Annotated in this window: 19 protein-coding genes and 1 pseudogene; 10 read left to right on the forward strand and 10 right to left on the reverse strand. The window is 60.0% G+C overall.

What is annotated here, in order from left to right:
- Positions 1 to 891 precede the first annotated feature (891 nt).
- The 4 genes and pseudogenes from VKS22_00005 to VKS22_00020 all read right to left on the reverse strand — a co-directional run bounded on the left by VKS22_00005 (position 892) and on the right by VKS22_00020 (position 3,797).
- Complete coding sequence (locus tag VKS22_00005; GenBank protein ID HLW68983.1) at positions 892 to 1,653, reverse strand: transposase; 762 nt, start codon at positions 1,651 to 1,653, stop codon at positions 892 to 894.
- 1,001 nt (positions 1,654 to 2,654) lie between these two features.
- On the reverse strand, positions 2,655 to 2,771 hold the full coding sequence (locus VKS22_00010) for a hypothetical protein (protein ID HLW68984.1): 117 nt from the start codon (positions 2,769 to 2,771) through the stop codon (positions 2,655 to 2,657).
- 3 nt (positions 2,772 to 2,774) lie between these two features.
- Positions 2,775 to 3,316: pseudogene (locus tag VKS22_00015) on the reverse strand (ATP-binding protein).
- Between the two features lie 307 nt (positions 3,317 to 3,623).
- A complete protein-coding gene (locus VKS22_00020) occupies positions 3,624 to 3,797 on the reverse strand; it encodes a hypothetical protein (protein ID HLW68985.1) in 174 nt (57 codons plus the stop codon).
- 236 nt (positions 3,798 to 4,033) lie between these two features.
- Between VKS22_00020 and ispH the strand changes: the two genes are divergently transcribed.
- Positions 4,034 to 4,978: a 4-hydroxy-3-methylbut-2-enyl diphosphate reductase gene (ispH, locus tag VKS22_00025; GenBank protein HLW68986.1), complete on the forward strand. Its 945-nt coding sequence runs from the start codon at positions 4,034 to 4,036 to the stop codon at positions 4,976 to 4,978.
- A gap of 24 nt (positions 4,979 to 5,002) precedes the next feature.
- Positions 5,003 to 5,644, forward strand: a complete 642-nt coding sequence (locus VKS22_00030; GenBank protein HLW68987.1) for a deoxynucleoside kinase — start codon at positions 5,003 to 5,005, stop codon at positions 5,642 to 5,644.
- Positions 5,645 to 5,667: 23 nt separating this feature from the next.
- Here VKS22_00030 and VKS22_00035 read toward each other — a convergent pair whose 3' ends face one another.
- Positions 5,668 to 5,955 carry a 4a-hydroxytetrahydrobiopterin dehydratase gene (locus tag VKS22_00035; GenBank protein HLW68988.1) on the reverse strand — a complete coding sequence of 96 codons (288 nt, stop codon included), beginning with the start codon at positions 5,953 to 5,955 and terminating at the stop codon, positions 5,668 to 5,670.
- A gap of 115 nt (positions 5,956 to 6,070) precedes the next feature.
- On the opposite strand from VKS22_00035, the gene VKS22_00040 reads away from it, so the two are divergent.
- The 3 genes from VKS22_00040 to VKS22_00050 are packed head-to-tail and all read left to right on the forward strand — an operon-like array spanning position 6,071 to position 7,744.
- The gene (locus tag VKS22_00040) at positions 6,071 to 6,520 is read left to right on the forward strand and encodes a MaoC family dehydratase N-terminal domain-containing protein (protein ID HLW68989.1); all 450 of its coding nucleotides are present in this window, start codon (positions 6,071 to 6,073) and stop codon (positions 6,518 to 6,520) included.
- Between the two features lie 26 nt (positions 6,521 to 6,546).
- On the forward strand, positions 6,547 to 6,975 hold the full coding sequence (locus VKS22_00045; GenBank protein HLW68990.1) for a MaoC/PaaZ C-terminal domain-containing protein: 429 nt from the start codon (positions 6,547 to 6,549) through the stop codon (positions 6,973 to 6,975).
- 10 nt (positions 6,976 to 6,985) lie between these two features.
- Positions 6,986 to 7,744: a Phenylacetic acid catabolic protein gene (locus VKS22_00050; protein ID HLW68991.1), complete on the forward strand. Its 759-nt coding sequence runs from the start codon at positions 6,986 to 6,988 to the stop codon at positions 7,742 to 7,744.
- Here VKS22_00050 and VKS22_00055 read toward each other — a convergent pair.
- From VKS22_00055 to VKS22_00065, 3 genes are all read right to left on the reverse strand, one after another.
- Complete coding sequence (locus VKS22_00055) at positions 7,741 to 9,639, reverse strand: KUP/HAK/KT family potassium transporter (GenBank protein ID HLW68992.1); 1,899 nt, start codon at positions 9,637 to 9,639, stop codon at positions 7,741 to 7,743. The two genes, VKS22_00050 and VKS22_00055, sit on opposite strands and share 4 nt — an antisense overlap.
- A gap of 60 nt (positions 9,640 to 9,699) precedes the next feature.
- Positions 9,700 to 10,227 carry a DUF1003 domain-containing protein gene (locus VKS22_00060; protein ID HLW68993.1) on the reverse strand — a complete coding sequence of 176 codons (528 nt, stop codon included), beginning with the start codon at positions 10,225 to 10,227 and terminating at the stop codon, positions 9,700 to 9,702.
- A 330-nt stretch (positions 10,228 to 10,557) separates the two neighbouring features.
- Complete coding sequence (locus VKS22_00065) at positions 10,558 to 10,983, reverse strand: hypothetical protein (protein HLW68994.1); 426 nt, start codon at positions 10,981 to 10,983, stop codon at positions 10,558 to 10,560.
- Between the two features lie 134 nt (positions 10,984 to 11,117).
- Here VKS22_00065 and VKS22_00070 point away from each other — a divergent pair, with 134 nt between their 5' ends.
- The 3 genes from VKS22_00070 to VKS22_00080 all read left to right on the forward strand — a co-directional run bounded on the left by VKS22_00070 (position 11,118) and on the right by VKS22_00080 (position 13,494).
- Positions 11,118 to 11,993 carry an alpha/beta hydrolase gene (locus VKS22_00070; protein HLW68995.1) on the forward strand — a complete coding sequence of 292 codons (876 nt, stop codon included), beginning with the start codon at positions 11,118 to 11,120 and terminating at the stop codon, positions 11,991 to 11,993.
- Positions 11,994 to 12,170: 177 nt separating this feature from the next.
- A complete protein-coding gene (locus VKS22_00075; GenBank protein ID HLW68996.1) occupies positions 12,171 to 13,217 on the forward strand; it encodes a hypothetical protein in 1,047 nt (348 codons plus the stop codon).
- A 103-nt stretch (positions 13,218 to 13,320) separates the two neighbouring features.
- On the forward strand, positions 13,321 to 13,494 hold the full coding sequence (locus tag VKS22_00080) for a hypothetical protein (GenBank protein ID HLW68997.1): 174 nt from the start codon (positions 13,321 to 13,323) through the stop codon (positions 13,492 to 13,494).
- A 61-nt stretch (positions 13,495 to 13,555) separates the two neighbouring features.
- Here the strand turns inward: VKS22_00080 and VKS22_00085 are convergent, their stop codons facing one another.
- Positions 13,556 to 13,936, reverse strand: coding sequence for a nuclear transport factor 2 family protein (locus VKS22_00085; protein ID HLW68998.1), 381 nt, complete (start codon positions 13,934 to 13,936; stop codon positions 13,556 to 13,558).
- Positions 13,937 to 13,975: 39 nt separating this feature from the next.
- Positions 13,976 to 15,211 carry a cytochrome P450 gene (locus tag VKS22_00090; protein HLW68999.1) on the reverse strand — a complete coding sequence of 412 codons (1,236 nt, stop codon included), beginning with the start codon at positions 15,209 to 15,211 and terminating at the stop codon, positions 13,976 to 13,978.
- A 307-nt stretch (positions 15,212 to 15,518) separates the two neighbouring features.
- On the opposite strand from VKS22_00090, the gene VKS22_00095 reads away from it, so the two are divergent.
- Both VKS22_00095 and VKS22_00100 read left to right on the forward strand, forming a co-directional pair.
- Positions 15,519 to 17,027 carry a hypothetical protein gene (locus tag VKS22_00095; GenBank protein ID HLW69000.1) on the forward strand — a complete coding sequence of 503 codons (1,509 nt, stop codon included), beginning with the start codon at positions 15,519 to 15,521 and terminating at the stop codon, positions 17,025 to 17,027.
- Positions 17,027 to 17,560, forward strand: a complete 534-nt coding sequence (locus tag VKS22_00100; GenBank protein ID HLW69001.1) for a UGSC family (seleno)protein — start codon at positions 17,027 to 17,029, stop codon at positions 17,558 to 17,560. Before VKS22_00095 ends, VKS22_00100 begins: the two co-directional genes overlap by 1 nt.
- The last annotated feature ends 53 nt before the right edge of the window (positions 17,561 to 17,613 follow it).

Genomic DNA, 17,613 nt, shown 5'->3' on the forward strand with positions numbered 1-17,613 from the left:
CCGGCCTCGAATCCAAAACCCGACAGTTTTTCGACCGCCCTCAGGACATGAAGGGCGGCCGGAAAAACTTGGGATGACAAATGAGCCGAAACGGCGGCCGACACTAAGTTACGAATGGGATATCAAAAGGGGTAAGGCCACACGCCCAAAGGGCAGAGTAGCCATGCTCGGAGCTATCCGTCAACTGCTTTACAACTCCCAAAACATTCGACACCTTCCCATGATAACTCTGCGCGCCATTTTGGCTCAAAACCTTCAGTCCATTGGTCAACGGTCGCGACGTAGGCACCTAACGCTATGTTCGATTTTTGGGGATCCCCACAAGCGTCGCCATAATACTCGCAGCAGCGCCAAAGGGCTGTTCTCCGACAGGCCTAGCCCACCGACAAAGTTTTTTAAGCCCGTAAGTTTTTTAAGCCCGTAACGTGGGAACATGACGCATTCTGAGAATGGCGCGATGCCTCCGTTAGGATGAAATGTTTATAGATATGACGAGATTTGACTACATCTCATAAATGTTGCACTCTCTCATTCGGTCTGAATCGTCGAATGGGGAGGCTCTGTGAAAGTAAGAGTAACGGCAGGTGTGATTTCTATGTGGGCTGGGATTCTTAGCATTCCGCCACTTGCGGTTTGGTACACCGACCACTTCCCTAGTATACACGCGAGACTTCCAGCGTGAGGCGGCGAGGTGACGCTAACTACGACTGTCTTGTTAGTCGCCGTAATGCTAGTTGCCAACGCGACTATTCACGCGAGAATCGTGCGCAGCGCTACCAGCAAAGACGTATCCGCCGCTGATTGCAACTGAGGTATCGCCTAAACCATCCCTGCTCAAGAACGAAACCTTCTTTTTGGGATGATGCAGAAGCGTTCGCCAGTTCGGACGCTTCAGCATCCTGCTAGGCTTGGCCGAATATATCGGCGTCCCTTGCGATGATTATGGCGAAACTGAAATTCGGCCAAGTAGAGCGGCAGATATTTAGCCGAGACGTTGTGATAGGTGCCCATAACGCCGCGCTTCAGCAAGCTCCAAAACGATTCGATGTTATTCGTGTGCACGACGCCGCGCACGTACTCGCCCGCTTTGTGATCGACCATCCCATGCGGATACATACGTCGGATGTTTTGCATTGTCGTTTTCCCGGTATTGGCCGATCCGCCACCGTGATACTTCTGCCGGTCTTTCCAATGCCGATTGGATTGCTTGCCGCCGATGTAGGTTTCGTCAATTTCGACGATGCCCATCAATTGCTTGAAGCCGTCGTCGTGCATCGCCGCGCGGAGCCGATGGCAGACGAACCAAGCGGTATGTGTAGAAGATCGCTCGCCAAAGAACATGCGCCGAATCTGGAGAGCCGAAACGCCTTTTTTGCTCTGCAACATCGTGTAGAGCACCTTGAACCACGTCAGGAGCGGGACGTTGGTATTCTCGAAAACCGTCCCGACGAGAACGGAGAAGCGATAAGGGTTGGAGTGCTTATCGGTCTTGTTCCGGCACTGCCAATGGAAGGGTCGCGCCGTGCTCTCATAGACCTTGTGGTTGCCGCAGATAGGGCACTGTGGGCCAGACGGCCATCGCCGCAGCGTCAGGTAAGTCCGGCAGGCCGGTTCGTCAGGGAAAGTCGCCATCAATTCTTGGAAGGTCTGCATGAAAGAAAATATAGCGTAGAACCAATCTGTAGTCAAGTACCATCATATCCCCAAATGTTTCATTACGTAAGGCCTGTTGAGAGGACATTATCGTGCCCCTCTCTGATGAGTCGAGTATGTTCTTCCCCAAATAAGGGTTGGAGCTGTGACCTGACCGGTGGCCTGCCCCCCCAACGTAGGCGCGCTTATGAGTAGAGTCCGGGGTTAATGTTGTGCCCCGATTGGGGCAGTGGAGCAAGGGGGCGGTCCGCGGAGCCTGAGCGTGCTCAGGCGGACCGCCCCTTGCTGGATGGCGTATTCGGCTGGGGCCAAAGCACCCAGACTGCTGTGCGGCGGAGCTGGTTGTAATCCCGGCGCGAGGCCGAGTCGACACGTATCCCAAGCTGGATGTGTCAGGCACTGTGGCAGCGCGACTGAGTGGGGCGAGCAGATCGGCGAGCAGATCGTTGATCAGCAGAAGCGTGAAGCGCCTTGGCGACAACTTTGTTGTCAACGCCGGTTGAAAGTTGAGCATCTGCGTCGAAGATCGCCGAAGTAAAATTGACCCACCCCCTCGCGCTCGACCAGGGGAGCGCGAGGGGGATCATCCCCCGTCGCCGGTCTGTCTAGTGTTCCGCGGTGTTGCCACGTGTAGCCATCGCTATGGTACGAGCGTTCGCCGCGGCGTAACATCAGCGACTGCGGATTGCGTTAATAAGGTGCTTATGTTGATTCTTTATTATTCGCCAGATGCTTCCTCAATAATTCCGCACATTACACTCGAAGAAATCGACGCCTTCCTACGAACGCAAACTTGTCGACTTAGCCAAAGGCGAGCACAAAAGTGATGCCTATCTGCGAATCAATCCTCCTGGAAAGGTGCCGGCACTTTTGATCGATGGAGTGTGCTCACGGAGAACGTCGCAATCCTGATCTTTCTTGCGAAACGTTGCTTCGCTGGTTTCCCTGCGGCGGCGAGCAGTCCACCTTTGCGCTTGTCCTTGAGTCTGAAGCTCTCACCGTTAATGCTGACGATGATTGAATGATGGAGGATACGGTCGAGCATCGCCACGGTGAGTGCCGTCACCAGCGAAGGCCGTATCCCAACTCCCGACGGTTAGGTTCGAAGTCAGGATCATCGAGCCGTGCTCGTAACGTCGCGCCACGACCTGGAAGAACAGATTGGCCTGCTCACGGCTCATCGGCAGGTAGCCGATCTCGTCGATGATCAGCAGCTTGTAGGCGTTCACCGTGCGATGCATGACCTCACGATAGCGGCCCTGGCGCTGCGCGGCTTCGAGCATCAGCACCAGCTCGGCGGCGCTGAAGAAGCGGGTTTTGTAACCCTTCTGAGTGGCTAGATAGCCGAGTGCGATCGCCAGGTGAGTCTTGCTCACGCCCGAGGGCCCCAGGAAGACCACGTTCTCCGCGCGCTCGACGAAGGCGAGGCTCGCCAGCTCCATAATCTTGCGCGGTGCGCCGGTGGCGAAGTTGAAGTCGTACTGATCGAGCTCTTAACTGCGGGGAAGCCCGCGATGCGCGCGAACATCTCGCGAGCACGCGCCCGGCGTATCTCGCGTTCGGCAGTCAGCAGTTCCTCGACGAAGTCGGTGAATGAGGTTTGCTTTTCGGCCGCCTGCTGCGCCAGCGCGGTATACTGCGCGGTGACACCGCAAAGCCGTATGGCTGATCATTGGTCGCGGCTATCTCTGCGGTCCGCGATGCCGGTCTTTTTCAAGGATCTTCAGATCTGCCTGAAGTTTGCGCATGCCTCTCCCTTCCGGGCGCCGCGCTGGCGCAGCAATTACTTGAACAAATAGTCCCTAACTCGCCATCGAGAGAGATGCAAATCAGGCGAGGCTAAGACAGCGATCATGGGGTCGATGAGTCGCGCATGACCGGCGCGGCAGACGAGTCTTCGGACAAAACGCCGGCTGCTGATGACCCAATAGGACGCGTTACGCGGGCCGCCAGCACCATCGCGAACGCGATCAAAGTCGCGGGAGCGCTCCCTGAATCGACGAGCACAGAAACTGCCTCAGGGCCCAAACCGTGCCGAACAGGCCGAAGATTGCCGCGGCGCGGGCGGTATTGCCGCCGACGAAATCCTGCACCAGCTTGGGCAGTACCGGCGCGACCATCCTGAGCGCCAGCATGTCGAGCACGAACCGTCACAGAGATGAAGGCAATGGCGGTGGGTCGACTTTGGCGGCAGAGTCGGCAGCGGGCCTCGACCGATCCTTGGTGTGGAGTATCCTGGGTGCGGAGCATCCTGGGTGCGGAGCATTCTGGGTGCGGAGCATTCTGGGTGCGGAGCATCCTGCTGCCGGGGCGGGTGGCAAAGACTGGCGGCTGATGGCAAGATTATCGGAGACTATAAACGACCATTAAACGCGAGAGAATGCTGCCTACAGAAACCTCCGTCGAGAAGATTATCCTGGCCGAGCCGCGCGGTTTCTGCGCCGGCGTTGATCGCGCGGTCGAGGCCGTGCGCGGCGCGCTGCGCGACTATGGCCGCCCGCTCTACGTGCGCCATCAGATCGTCCACAACCGCTTCGTGCTCGAAGCGCTCGAGCGCGAGGGCGCGGTCTTCGTCGAGAACCTGGACGCCGTGCCCGAGGGCCAGCGCGTCATCTTCAGTGCGCACGGGGTCGCGCCGAGTGAATGGGACCACGCGCGCGCGCGGCGGTTGCGCGTGATCGACGCGACCTGTCCGCTGGTGACGAAGGTGCATTCCGAAGTCGAGCGCTATGCCGCCGAGGGTCAAGGCGTCATCCTGATCGGCCATGCCGGTCACGAAGAGGTCAACGGCACGCTCGGCGTCGCGCCAGGCAAGGTGATGTTGGTCGGGACCGTCGCCGAGGTCGCTGCGCTGGAGGCGCCCGACCCGGCGCGTGTCGCTGCAGTGACGCAGACCACGCTCAGCGTCGACGACACCCGCGAAATCATGGAGGCGCTCAAGGAGCGATTTCCGGAGCTCGCCACGCCAAAGACTGACGACATCTGCTACGCCACCCAGAACCGGCAGAACGCCGTGAAGGAGTTGGTCGAGGTCAGCGACGCGATTCTGGTGGTCGGTTCGAAATCGAGCTCGAACGCTAATCGCATGGTTGAGGTCGCCCGCATGCGCGGCAGCCGGGCCTTCCTGGTCGATTCGATCGCCGACGTCGAGCCCGCGATGCTCGCGGGGGTGACCGCACTGGGTCTCACCGCCAGCGCGTCGTCGCCCGAATGGCTGGTCGAGCAGATCATCGGCGCTTTCGCCGAACGGGGCGCCACGGTCGAGCTGATGAAGCTCAAAGAGGAGCGGATACGTTTTCCCCTGCCCAAGCCGGCTGAGCCATGATCGAGCGCGAGCCGCATCACTAGAGTGGATCGGCCGCGCGGCTATATTGCCGTCGAGGGTCCGATCGGCGTCGGCAAAAGCAGCCTGGCCCGTTTGCTCGCGCGCGAGCTCAACGCCCGCCTGGTGCTCGAAGAAGTTGACGACAATCCCTTCCTCGCGCGCTTTTACGAGGATGCGGACAAGTTCGCGCTGCCGGTCCAGCTCTATTTCATGCTCACCCGCTACAAACAGCAGCAGGAGCTGGCGCAGCAGGAGCTTTTTTCACTGGCGACAGTTTCGGACTATCTCTTCGCCAAGGATCGCATCTTTGCCGCGCTGAACCTCGCGCCCGACGAACTCGCGCTCTATGACAACGTCTATCGGTTGCTCGACGCGCGGATGGTCAAACCCGATCTCGTCGTTTTCATCTCGGCGCGCGGCGAAGTTCTGCTCGAGCGGCTGCGCAAGCGTGATCGTCATTTCGAACGCGACATAAGCGTTGATTATCTGGAACGGGTCTCGGCGGCGTTTCGGGATTTTTTCTTCTACTACGACGAGTCTCCCCTGCTGGTGGTCGACACGTCGGAAATCGACTTCGTCGAGGACTCCGACGACCTGCGCGATCTGATGCGCGAGATCGAGCGTGCGGGCCAGGGCGTCCAGCACTTCGTCCCGCGCAAGAGCTGACCGTCATCGGCGCGCGCCTGAGCTTAGAGCGCGCTGAATTCGCGCTCGATCTGGGTCGCCAGCGCGAAATCTTTGGCGGTCACGCCGCCGGCATCGTGCGTCGAACAGGTGAAGGTCACGCGCGTGTAGTTGACGAGAATATCAGGATGGTGATCGGCGGCCTCCGCCAACTCTGCGACGCGGTCGATAAAGCGGATCCCAGCCATGAACTCCTTGAAGCGATAGAGCTTGCGGATCGCGTTGTCGGTGTACTCCCATCCTGCGAGCTGCTGCAATTGGTCGGTGATCTGTTGCGGGCTGAGCTTGGCCATGATGCGTAACCTCCGAGCTTTAACGCAGCTTCAGTACGCCTGCAGAGGCATCGCCGGACGACGACTCGGTCAGCGCACTTGTCGATGCCACACCGCTTATATTAGACCAGAGCCTATGGCTAACAAGTACGTGACAGATGAAGTGCGCAAGCAAATCGGCAAAACTGCGGAGCCTCGTACTTATGAGGTCGAGCGCGGCGCGATTCGGCGCTTTGCCGAGGCGATCGGCGATCCCAATCCGCTGTTCAATCGCGAGGTGGAGGCGCGCGGGAGCCGCTTCGGCGGCATGATCGCGCCGCCGACCTTCTGCCGCTCGATGATGGCGGCGTTCCCCGAGATCAAAATCGACATGCCGGGAAATCGCGGACTCGACGGCGGTTCGGACTGGGAATATTTCGCGCCGATCCGCCCCGGCGATCGCATCACGGTGCAGACCAAAATCGCTGACATCCGCGAAAGCGACGGACGGCTCGGCGCGATGGTTTTCACCACGATCGAGACTTCGTACACCAATCAATTCGGGCAGCTCTGCGCGCTCCAGCGCGCGACCGGGATCCGCTACTAGCCGAGGGCGTCCCACGGAGGAGATCGATGCCACAGAACTACTATGAAAATATCGAAGTGGGCGCGCTGATTGGTCCGCTCGAAAAGGAACCGACGACCCAGCAATTGGTCAAGTACGCGGGCGCCTCAGGCGATTTTTACCAGATTCATTACGATAAGGATTTTGCGCTGAAGAATAATCTGCCGGGCGTGATTCTTCACGGCGCCTTGAAGAATGCCTTTCTCGGGCAGCTCATGACGGATTTCGCCGGCGAGCTCGGATGGCTGCGCAAGCTTTCCGTGCAATATCGCGGCATGGATCAGCCGGGGACGAAGGTCGTCTGCAAGGGCCGCGTGACGAAGAAATATGTCGAAGGCGCGGATCACCTGGTCGATTGCGAGATTTGGCTCGAAAACGCCAAGGGCGAAAAGACCACGCCGGGCAGCGCCACCGTGATCCTGCCGTCGCGCGGATGAGCACGGGCCGATGCGCCGTCAATTCGCCGCCGGCAGCTTCGAGGCCGCGGACCTCCGGCAGGGACGCGTCGAAGCCAACTACCAAAAGGTTTTGACTCGGCTGCTCGCGGCCCATGCGTTGGCCGAAAAGCTCACGGCCGAGGGCTATAGCCGCGCGCGCGAGTTTGTTACTGACCCCGCGCTGCTGATCAGCGTCGAAAAGAATCTCGCCGAAGAACGCAAGCACGCCCGGCTGATATACGCGGCATTGGAGGAATTGGGTCTCAGCGAGGCGCGCGCCGACCGCTCGATGATCACCGCGCTCAAAGCGCCCTCCTTCGTTGCGCCGCGCCAATTCGCCGAGCACGCCGCCGACGAACTTGACCTCGTGATGGCGAGCGTCAGCCTCGATATGACCGGGCTCATCATGATCGGCGTCAACTACCGGGATTCGAGCTACGCGCCGCACGCCCGCGCTGCGGAAATCATCCTGGCGGAAGAAGAGGAGCACGAGTTGTTCGCGGCGGGTGAGTTACGCGATGCGGCCGAACGCTGCGGCGCCGACGCGGTCAATCTGGCGCTGCGCGAATGGCTTCCGCGCGCGGTCAATTTCTTCGGACCACCGGGGAGCGGATTCACCTACGATTGCATTCGCTATGGTTTGAAGTCGCGCGACAACGGCGAGCTCGCCGAGCTTTACTTGAAGCTACTCGAGCGCCGCGTCAACCAGGCCGGCCTCGAAATGCCGCCGATAACACCCGATTATCCGCACACCTCGATGAGCGATTAAATCTCGATCTGGCGGCCGATCTGGACGAACTGTTTCGGCGGCAAATTGAACAGATCGGAAAACCGCACTGAGTTACGGTAGAGGAAAGCGAACAGGGGCAGCCGCCACCACGAGAGGATCGGGTGCTCGCGGCTGCGGACGACGTCGTCGCGCTCGCTGAAATAAACCGCGTTTGCGAGATCAATCGGACAGCCGCGCTCGCTGGCCACGCGCAGCGCGAAGGGCAGATCGGGGATTTCGAAAAAGCCATAGCGCACGGTGACGTGCCAGAAGCCCTGAACCACTTCGACCAGCTTGAGACGATCGGCAGGCGGTACGCGGGGAACCTCGTCGAAAGTGACGGTGAGCGCAATCAGGGTCTGCGGCAGCGCCCCGATCTGTTCGAGGTGCGCGATCATCGAGGGCGGCGTCCGGTCCGCCATCCGTGTCAGAAAGATGGCCGTGCCAGGCACTCGCGGGATTTTGCCTTTCTGAAGGCGCCTGATGAATTGTTCGGACAGCTCGGTCATAGTCGCCGCCCGATTTCTGACCGCTTCGATTCCCGCGCGCCAGGTGGTCATCAGAAGGAAGATGATCATGCCCGTGGTCAGTGGAATCCAACCGCCATCGGTGATTTTCAGAAGATTGGCGGCGAAAAAAGCGAAATCCACGACGAGGAAAACGCCGCTCGTCAGCAGCGCCAACGGCGCCGGCCATCCCCATCGCTGACGCATAACCCGGTAGAGCAGGGCGGTAGTCAGCACCATGGTGGTCGCGACTGCGGTGCCATAGGCGCCGGCGAGGCGGATCGAGCTGCCGAATCCGATCGTGAGGGCGATCGTGAAAAGCATCATCGCCCAGTTCACGAAGGGCACGTAAATCTGGCCATATTCATCCGCTGAGGTCTGCCGGATGCGCATGCCGGGGAACCAGCCCAACTGCATCGCCTGGCGTGTAAGCGAGAAGGCGCCAGTAATGATCGCCTGACTTGCGATGATGGTAGCCACACTCGCCAAACCCACCAGCGGGAAAATTGCCCAGGCCGGTGATAGCTTAAAAAATGGATTACCGTTCATCGCGGGATGATCGAACATCAAGGCGATCTGGCCAGCATAATTGAGTAGCAAGGCTGGTAGCACGACTCCATACCACGACGCGCGAATCGGATTGGCGCCGATGTGTCCCATGTCCGCGTAGAGGGCCTCACCGCCGGTGATGGCGAGAAACACGCCGCCGAGAACCGCGAACCCACCCCATCCGCTGTGCGCCAGGAATGCGATTGCGTAGCGCGGATCCATCGCTGCAATCACACCCGGATGATGTAGGATGCCGCCGATTCCCAGAACTCCGATGACAACGAACCAGAGCAGCATCACGGGCCCGGAGATTTTGGCAATTTGCGCTGTTCCGAATGGCTGAATCGCAAACAGCCCGAGCAGGATCGCGACCGCCATCGGTACTATGTGCGGCTTGAAGAAGTTAGTAGCGAGATTGAGCCCTTCGAGCGCGCTCAGCACCGAGATTGCGGGCGTGATGATGCCATCGCCATAGATCAAAGCCGCGCCGAACAGCCCCATCGCGACGAGCAGGCGCCCGCGGCCCGACCAGGTCGCCCCAGTGAGTGACATCAGCGCGAGAATTCCACCTTCGCCATGATTGTCCGCGCGCATGACGAAGAGGCAGTACTTTACTGAGATCGTGATGATCAACGCCCAGAAGATGAGCGACAGGATTCCTAGCGCCGCCTGGGGCGTGAATTTTGCGCCGACGATTTCCACCACCGTCTGCAGGGTGTAGAGGGGGCTGGTCCCGAGATCGCCGTAAACGATGCCGAGGGCGACCAGCGCCGCACCCGGCGTCGTGGAGCGAGTCGCGCGCGACGAATCCGGGCTTTCTTTGGTGGTGGCGAGCGACATCCATTTAACTCCTGCGAATCAAGAAGCCTAGAATCAAGAAGCCTATTTGACCGACTGAGTTCAGGCAGGCGCGGGAGTGCTACCGCCGTTAAGGCCCATCATTGCCAACCCCTTAATGACCGCGCGATGCTGCTCTTCCATCCTCCGCAGGATATCGATCATCGCCTCGTCCTGCTGTTCCAGATGATGCATGATTGCCTTCACTTCTTCCTCGGCCTTGGCGTTGACCAGGTAGTCCTGCTCCGCCATCAGGCGGTCTTTGGCCGCCTGCCGATTCTGCGACATCATGATAATCGGAGCGGCGTAGGCAGCCTGGAAGCTCAGTGTGAGATTCAGCAGGATGAACGGGTACGGATCCCAGTGATGGACCCAGGCGATGACGTTCGCGGCGATCCACGCGGCCAGCATCAGCGATTGCGCGATGATGAATTTCCAACTACCGATGACCAACGCAAGACCGTCAGCTATGCGTTGGCCGGGCGTCAAGACGTCGCCAAGCGCCTGATTGACGTTAATCACGGGCGCATGTTGATGGCTGTGCCGTATGCGCCGCTGCTCCCACTTATCCGCGATATCAATCTGATTCATACATGCTCCCGCAGCTTGGTATAGCGGCTTCGCTGCCGAATAAATTCTAGCGCAATTGAGGTTTGGGGGTGTTTCACACCCGCAATTTCGAGTAACGTCAAGCGCGGAAGACGGGCTGCGAGCCGAATCGTCTTCTCAAGACTCACTTAGGGGCTTCTGTAGTACAGGCGTCAATCATGAAGGCTTGAGTTGACTAAGACACATCGCCAGCCCAGCGAAAATCCGGACTGAACTAGGGAAGACGTCTTCGGGTTAAGTCGGCGCGAACGCGACCTTATCTATCCGAAAAAAGGTAAGAAGCGCCGATTAACGAGGGCCACTAACAGAGAGCTATTTATCACGCTCCCAGAGGCGCTGCCAGGCACGCATCCCGTCGGCAAGCGTCGTGCGCACAGACTCGGCCTGTTTGCGGAATTCCTCGTTACCGGCGCCGCCCGCGAAGGACTCGATGGCTTTGCGCCAGTTCTCTGACCAGGCCTCCATCGGATTGGCCGGGGCGCGCGCCGCGCCTGGGGCCGCGGTCATGCGGCGAATCTCGCGCTCCCACATCTCGAAGGCCTGTTCGAGCGCGGTGATGATGCCGTCCTTGCTCATGCGCGCCAGCCGCAGCCAATTCTCGACCTGGGGTTCACGTTCCGCCACGGCGGGCTGTGCGCCGAGCCCTTGCAGCGCCTTGGTGAAGGTCGCGATGGTCTGTGCGTAAGCCTCGCCGGCCTGCCGAATCGCGTCGCTGATACCTGAGAGATTGTCTGCCACGGGACCGCCCTCCTGTTTAAAGCCTCGACCTGACTCTCGCGATACTGTACTGCTTCGTTAGGCCTTTTCGCAAACTTGGCTAAATCGACGCCGGCGCTACTCACGAAGGTCGCGCGCGGTGCAAGGTTGAGTGCATGAATCGGGAAGATCTCTCGTTTACAAGTTCGAGCGACGGGCTGCGCGTCGCCTATTACCGTTGGGCCGCCGGCCCGGACGCCAAGGCGGTAGTCCAGATTGCGCACGGACTCGGCGAGCACGCGCTCAGATATGCCCACGTCGCCGCAGCGCTCAATCGCGCGGGCTTCCACGTCTATGCCAATGACCATCGCGGACATGGCCGCAGCGCGCCCTCGCCGGAGAGCTACGGCGACTTCGGTGCGCCGGGTTGGGGCGGAGTGGTGAGCGACGCTGCCGATTTGACCCGGATCATCCAGGCGCGTGAGCCCGGACTGCCGGTGATTCTGCTCGGCCATAGCATGGGCTCGTTCCTGGCCCAGGACTATTTGCTGGCCCACAGTGCGCTTATCCGCGGTTGCGTGCTGTCAGGCTCCGCGGCGCCCGATCTGATCGCTCATCTGATCGAACAGGTAGGGGAGGGCGGTCTCGAAAGCCTCAACGTCCCGTTCGAGCCCGCGCGGACGCCGTTTGACTGGCTCAGCCGCGATCCCGCAGAAGTTGATGCCTACGTCGCGGATCCGGCCTGCGGCTTTAACCTGAATGAGCGCTCGCGCGAGTCGGCCAAGTCCGCATGGGAGCGGACTGCAGAGACGACTGCGCTCGCGCGAGTTCGCCGCGATATTCCGATTTATATCCTGGCGGGCGACGCCGATCCGGTGAACCAGCATCTCGAATACCTGAAGCCGGTAGCTGAGCGCTATCGCGCCGCGGGAATTAACGATGTCAGTGAGAAGTACTACGCGGAGGGCCGCCACGAGATGTTCAACGAGATCAATCGCGACGAGGTTTTGCGCGACCTTCTCATGTGGCTCCAACGCATCATTCCGGCCTGAACGGCGTCGTAAAAGAATAAATGGGCCGGTTGATTCCGGCGAGTTGTCCAGGCGGACGGGTTCCTGAAGGCCGGGAGGTAGTGTGTGGCTGGAGGATACAATTCGTGATCGGTCATCAGAGACGGGAAGCGAAGCGGCGCCGACATCTTCACGACGGGTGACGATTACCCAGCGGCCTTGGCGCCACTGTCCTGGGGCGAAAGTTGTCTGGCATGCGCCGGAGCGATCGTCGTCGGCGCCCTCTGCAGTTATCAGCTGTGGGGACATTTTTCCCAATTCTGCGGCCTTGGCGACTGGGACTTCTGGTTCGCGCTGCAATGGGCGCCATATAACACGATCGTTCATTTCCATCAGCTTCCTCTTTGGAATCCCTACAAATGCGGCGGGATGCCGATGTTGGGGAATCCGCAATCGCACTTCCTGACCCCATGGTTCCTGCTAACGTTGATCTTTGGGCCGTTCATAGGACTGCGCCTCGAGATTCCTGTCTACATCGCCATTGCATGGTCCGGCGCTTACGTACTTGCGCGCGTCGCTGGGACGCGGCCCATAGCAGCGCTTGCAGCGGCGTTCCTATTTGCAACCAGCTCGTGGTTCTACGTTCGAGTGACGGCCGGCATATTGGCGATGTGCGGTTTCGCCTACCTGCCGTGGGTGATCGCCGGGTGCTGGGTGGCAGCACGTCGACATCAGCCGCGTTACGCGGCGATTAGTGGCGCTATTCTAGCGCTGTCCTTCCTGGAATGCGGCCCCTATCCCGCGGTCTACGGCCTTATTGGGATCGGAGTGCTCATGCTTTCAGTCTCGGTCCTGGACCGGACTGCATATCCGCTGCGGACCGCGATCGTAGCGGGGCTTTTCACCCTGGGGTTCGCGAGCGTCAAGCGCGTTCCCGCTATGCTGCTTGCCGCAGCGCACGGACGACCCACTGGGGGCGCGTTCGAGGTCAATACATTTCAAGTGCTTCGAGAGGGTCTATTCTCGCCAGTTCAAAATTTGTTTCGAGGTAGCAGCAATGGATGGGGTTTCTGGGAGACCTCTGCTTATATAGGCGGATTTTGGATTCCGGCTCTGCTGGCGGTGAACAGCCCGCGACGCGTGGCGCCCTGGCTCATAACTGCGGTGATTATCTATGCGCTGGCGCAAGGCGACGCGGGTTTGCTCTGGCCGTGGGCGACCGCTTGCCGATCCTGTCGTCCCTGCGGCTTCCATCGCGGTTTTTGATCATATTCGTCCTGATGGTGGGTATGATGGCGGCTTGGGGCATTGATTGGCTGAGCGAATTGCGGTCGCCCTATAGTGGAAGCTGGTCGAGGGAGCGGGGAGTGTGATCGACCAGGGCGGACTTATCGGCGTTCGCCTACCCGCGGGCGTCGAGCGCATTGTGCTCGCGTATAGCGATTGGTCCGTCATGCTCGGTGCCTTGATCTCGCTGGCGACCGTCGCGTTTGCGATCGTCGTTGCTCGTCGCGATTGCATGGTAGACGGCACTCTCATGTGATCGCCGCTTGCTCGCCTGAAAGGAACGGGTACACCTCTCGAGGGCATCGAGGGTGCGCGGCTTATGGAACCAGCTTACTCTCGTCAATGTAGACTCGCTCTTCGCTCAACTTCCCGGCCTCATTGAAGCAATAGATAATGCACATTGGCACTTCGACCGGTTGCCCCTGTTTGTCCGTGAAGCAGAGTAGATGTTCCGCAATCAAGCTGTCCGCGCTGAAGTGACGTTGCTTCACTTCGAAGCGGAAATCCGGCAGCGCGTTTAGTCGCACCTCATAGGATCTGCGGATCTTGCGATGTCCGATGGTAGGTATCCCGTTGTAGAGCACCGCGGCGCTGTCGCTGTCGCTGAACGTGCCCATGATGACGTCCAAATCCCGCGCATTTTCGCCGCGGACGTGCTCTTCGACCGTCGCCAGGCGTGCTTGTTCGGATACGGCCATGACTTGCTCTCTTTGCTGATCTCTCTATAGCCATCAGCCTCAGGCGACCGCGCGAGTCTGCGAGAAGCGGACCGGCATATGCTTGATGCCGGCGATCACATTCGACTTGAGGCGCTCCACTTTGCCGGCCAGCTCGATCTGCCCGATCCATGGAAGCAGCGCCTTCAGCATCAAACGCAGTTCGAGGCGCGCGAGATGCGCGCCGGCGCAGAAATGCTCGCCCTTGCCGAACGCGATCTGCTCGTTCGGTCTGCGGGCGAGGTCGAAACGGTATGGATCATCAAAGATGGCGTCGTCCCGATTGCCGGACGGTATCCATAGCGCCAGCCAGTCGCCTTCGCGAATCTTTTGGCCGCCCAACTGAGTATCCTCAGCCGCGACTCGCGCAATATGCGTAATCGGACTGCTCCAGCGGAGAATTTCTTCGATCGCAGCCGGCATCAGCTCGGCATCATTCACCAGGCGTTCACGCTCGACGGGATGCTGAATCAAGGCCAGCAAGCCGCCCGAGATCGCATTACGGGTCGTCTCGAGTCCGCCCAGAGTGTAGAGCCAGCCGTTGTGAAAGAGCTCGCCCTCGGTCAGATAGCGGTCGCCGAGCTTGGCGTTGCCGAGGACGCTGAGCAGGTCTTCGCCGTCGCCGCCGCGGCGCGCGAGCGCGAGGCTGGTGGTATAGGCGCCGATTCCCTGGATTCCGGCCTCGCGGGTTTCGAAAGGCGATCCCGACGCGACCTGATACTCGGGATCTTCCTGCCCGACCGCCATGTTGCCCCATTTGAACAGGTCGGGCCAACTCTTGCGCGGGATTCCCATGATTTCGCAGATGAACGCCATCGGCAGCCGCGCCGCGACCTCGACGACGAAGTCGCACTCGCCCTGCGCCATCACGCCCGCCAAAATCTCTGCGACCAGCGCTTCGCCCGGGCTCTCGTAACGACCGATCGGGCGCGGCAGAAAGAGGCGGTTAAAGGCGCGCCGCATCGCGCCGTGGAGCGGCGGGTCGGTCATGATCATCGCCTGCCCGGCGCCCATCATTTCCGGCGTAAGCTGTTCCATCTCGGGGCTCGACGGCACGATCAGTCCGCGGCTCGAAGTGAACAGATTCGGCTCGCTGAAGGCCGCGACGATATCGTCATAGCGGGTTACTGACCAGAACGGCCGCACCAGCCCTGCGGTCCAGTGAATCGGATCCTCGCGCCGCAGTTGCTGCCACAACGGATGCGGGTCGTGATTGGCGAAAAATCCTGGATCGGTTAGCGCTTGGTCAATATCCATTACAGCCTCGCCTCCTGATTCGCGTTTTCTAGCGCAAACTATTTCCCAGGTAAAACGTAAACCGGGATGAGCGCTTCGCTTCGGCGCGCCTCAGCGGGACCCACAAAGCTGAAAACACGGCGTCCGCCACGCTTATCGAGGCGGTGGATGGACGTCGCTCCATCATGCTATGGACGTAACCCATGCTGCACGAATACACCGATCAGAATTTGGCTTATGGTCCGCCGATGCGATGACCTCGTTAGCGGCATTTTCTTTAAGTGATCTGGAAGGTGCGCGACGCGCCTTTCCAGGTGACCGAGCATCGTTGTTGTGTTTCGTCCGCGAGGAGTGCGAAACCTGCCATCTTTCGATGCCGGTGATCGAAGCGGTCTATCGCGCCTACGGAGACGCAATCAACGTATGGGTGGTCGGTCAAGAGGATAATCATAAGCTGCGCGATCAACATCGAACGACTGTCCCAATCCTCGACGACACCGCACTTAAAGTATCGTTCGAGTACCACGTAGAAATCGTTCCGACGATCATTCTCGCCGACGCCGCAAGCGCCGAAATCGTACGTTGGCAAGCTTTTCATAAAGGCGACTGGCAAGATTTGATCGGCCGGCTGTCACGACTCACCGGGCGGCCGCAGCCGGCTATCGATTGGAACAAACTGCCGGCGCTACGTCCCGGATGCGGTTCGCGGTCGGTCGAACCCGGAACTTTCGAGCGCCTGACCGCGGAAGCCGAGGGTAGCCCCTTGCGCGCCCGTCAGGTTGAAATCGCCGAACGCGATGACCCGTTCGAGTTCATGTTCGATCAGGGCCTGACCGACGGGCTTCCCGTAATCCCGCCGACACCCGAACGGGTCATCAGGATGCTGACCGGTACGCGGCGCGACCCGCAGGAGGTCGTCGGAACCTGCGCCCCCAATTACGCACCGGTGACGATCGAGAAGATTGCGATCAACGCCGTGATGGCCGGTTGCCGGCCCGATTACCTGCCGGTCGTGATTGCCGCCACCGAGGCGCTATGCTCGCAAGAGTTTAACGCTCACGCGCTGGTTTCAACTTATGGCCCCTCTCCGGTGATGATCGTCAACGGACCGATCCGTAAACGCATCGGTATGAATATGGAGATCAACGTGCTCGGTCATGGCAACCGCGCCAACGCCACGATCGGTCGCGCGATCAAATTGATCCTGCGCAATCTCGGCGGCTTAAGACCCGGCGAAATCGAGCGCGCGGCCTTAGGTTCGCCTGCCAAATATGGCGCCTGCTACCCGGAATTCGAGGAACGGAGTCCCTGGGAGCCGATGCACGTGGAGCGCGGCTTCGACCGCAACGATAGCGTTATTACGCTCTTTTCGCTTGAAGGATCGCCGCATCAGATCGCCGATCAAACCTCGCGCACCGCACGCTCGTTGGCGGGCAGCCTCGGCCTCGGGATGGAATGCGGATGGCATCCTAAGACGCACGGCGTCGGCGATGTTCTGCTCGTGATCTCGCCCGAGCATGTCGATACGCTGTGGCGCGACCGCTGGACCAAGGACGATCTGCGCAAGCGCATCCAGGAGATCACGTCGCGTCCGGTCCGCGAGTTGTTGCCGACCGAAGATTACGGCGGGCTCGGCGCGATGCCCGAGCAGGTGGCGCTGGCGCACGGCCGCACGCAGGAGCAACTCGACCGTTTGCTGCCGAAGTTCAAAAGTCCCAAGAACATTCATATAATCGTCGCTGGCGGTAGCGCCGGAAAGTGGTCCTCGGTAATCAATGGATATGGGGACGCGTCCGTGTCGACGCCCGTCAGCCGCAAAATCGAGGAGGTCGTCTAATGAAAATCCTGGACCCAACCGACGAACGCGTGCCGGTCAGACGCTCGCTGGCGGCACGTCCGGAGGGCGTAATCGGCACTGTCGGACTGCTGGACATCAACAAGGCGCGCGGCGACGTGATGCTCAAGCATGTGCAACAACGCCTCAATGAGCTGATGCCGAACGTCGAAGTCAAACACTATCGCAAGCTGACGCCGGCCCGGCCCGCCGCAGATGAGTTGCGTCAACAGATGCTGCGGGAGTGCGACTTCGTTATCGAAGGCCTCGCTGATTGAGGGGCCTGCATAACGTGCAGTCTGCACGACACAGTATGGTTCGAGAATAATGGCAAGCCGACGGTCGTCATCGCGACCGACGTCTTTGTCGATGCCGCCGAGGCTCAATCATCCGCGCTGGGATTGCCCGAAGCTCCGCGGGTTTTCGTCCCGCATCCGATCCAGGACGCCACCGACGAAGAAATTCGCGCCAAGGGTGACGCTGTCATGGAGCAGGTGATCCGCGCCCTCACGATGAACCACTCAGCCTCCGGCTGAAGCGGTCACGGTGGCGGATCCACAACGTGGATGCACGGCGCGGATACGGGTGC

The sequence above is a fragment of the Candidatus Binataceae bacterium genome, assembly GCA_035308025.1.
Taxonomy (GTDB): domain Bacteria; phylum Desulfobacterota; class Binatia; order Binatales; family Binataceae; genus JAJPHI01.

What these genes read in the sequence shown, in the direction of transcription:
- VKS22_00005 (HLW68983.1), bottom strand. Translation starts at nt 1,653, where the DNA reads ATGCAGACCTTCCAAGAATTGATGGCGACTTTCCCTGACGAACCGGCC.
- VKS22_00010 (HLW68984.1), bottom strand. Translation starts at nt 2,771, where the DNA reads ATGATCCTGACTTCGAACCTAACCGTCGGGAGTTGGGATACGGCCTTC.
- ispH (HLW68986.1), top strand. Translation starts at nt 4,034, where the DNA reads ATGCTGCCTACAGAAACCTCCGTCGAGAAGATTATCCTGGCCGAGCCG.
- VKS22_00035 (HLW68988.1), bottom strand. Translation starts at nt 5,955, where the DNA reads ATGGCCAAGCTCAGCCCGCAACAGATCACCGACCAATTGCAGCAGCTC.
- VKS22_00040 (HLW68989.1), top strand. Translation starts at nt 6,071, where the DNA reads ATGGCTAACAAGTACGTGACAGATGAAGTGCGCAAGCAAATCGGCAAA.
- VKS22_00045 (HLW68990.1), top strand. Translation starts at nt 6,547, where the DNA reads ATGCCACAGAACTACTATGAAAATATCGAAGTGGGCGCGCTGATTGGT.
- VKS22_00050 (HLW68991.1), top strand. Translation starts at nt 6,986, where the DNA reads ATGCGCCGTCAATTCGCCGCCGGCAGCTTCGAGGCCGCGGACCTCCGG.
- VKS22_00055 (HLW68992.1), bottom strand. Translation starts at nt 9,639, where the DNA reads ATGTCGCTCGCCACCACCAAAGAAAGCCCGGATTCGTCGCGCGCGACT.
- VKS22_00060 (HLW68993.1), bottom strand. Translation starts at nt 10,227, where the DNA reads ATGAATCAGATTGATATCGCGGATAAGTGGGAGCAGCGGCGCATACGG.
- VKS22_00070 (HLW68995.1), top strand. Translation starts at nt 11,118, where the DNA reads ATGAATCGGGAAGATCTCTCGTTTACAAGTTCGAGCGACGGGCTGCGC.
- VKS22_00085 (HLW68998.1), bottom strand. Translation starts at nt 13,936, where the DNA reads ATGGCCGTATCCGAACAAGCACGCCTGGCGACGGTCGAAGAGCACGTC.
- VKS22_00090 (HLW68999.1), bottom strand. Translation starts at nt 15,211, where the DNA reads ATGGATATTGACCAAGCGCTAACCGATCCAGGATTTTTCGCCAATCAC.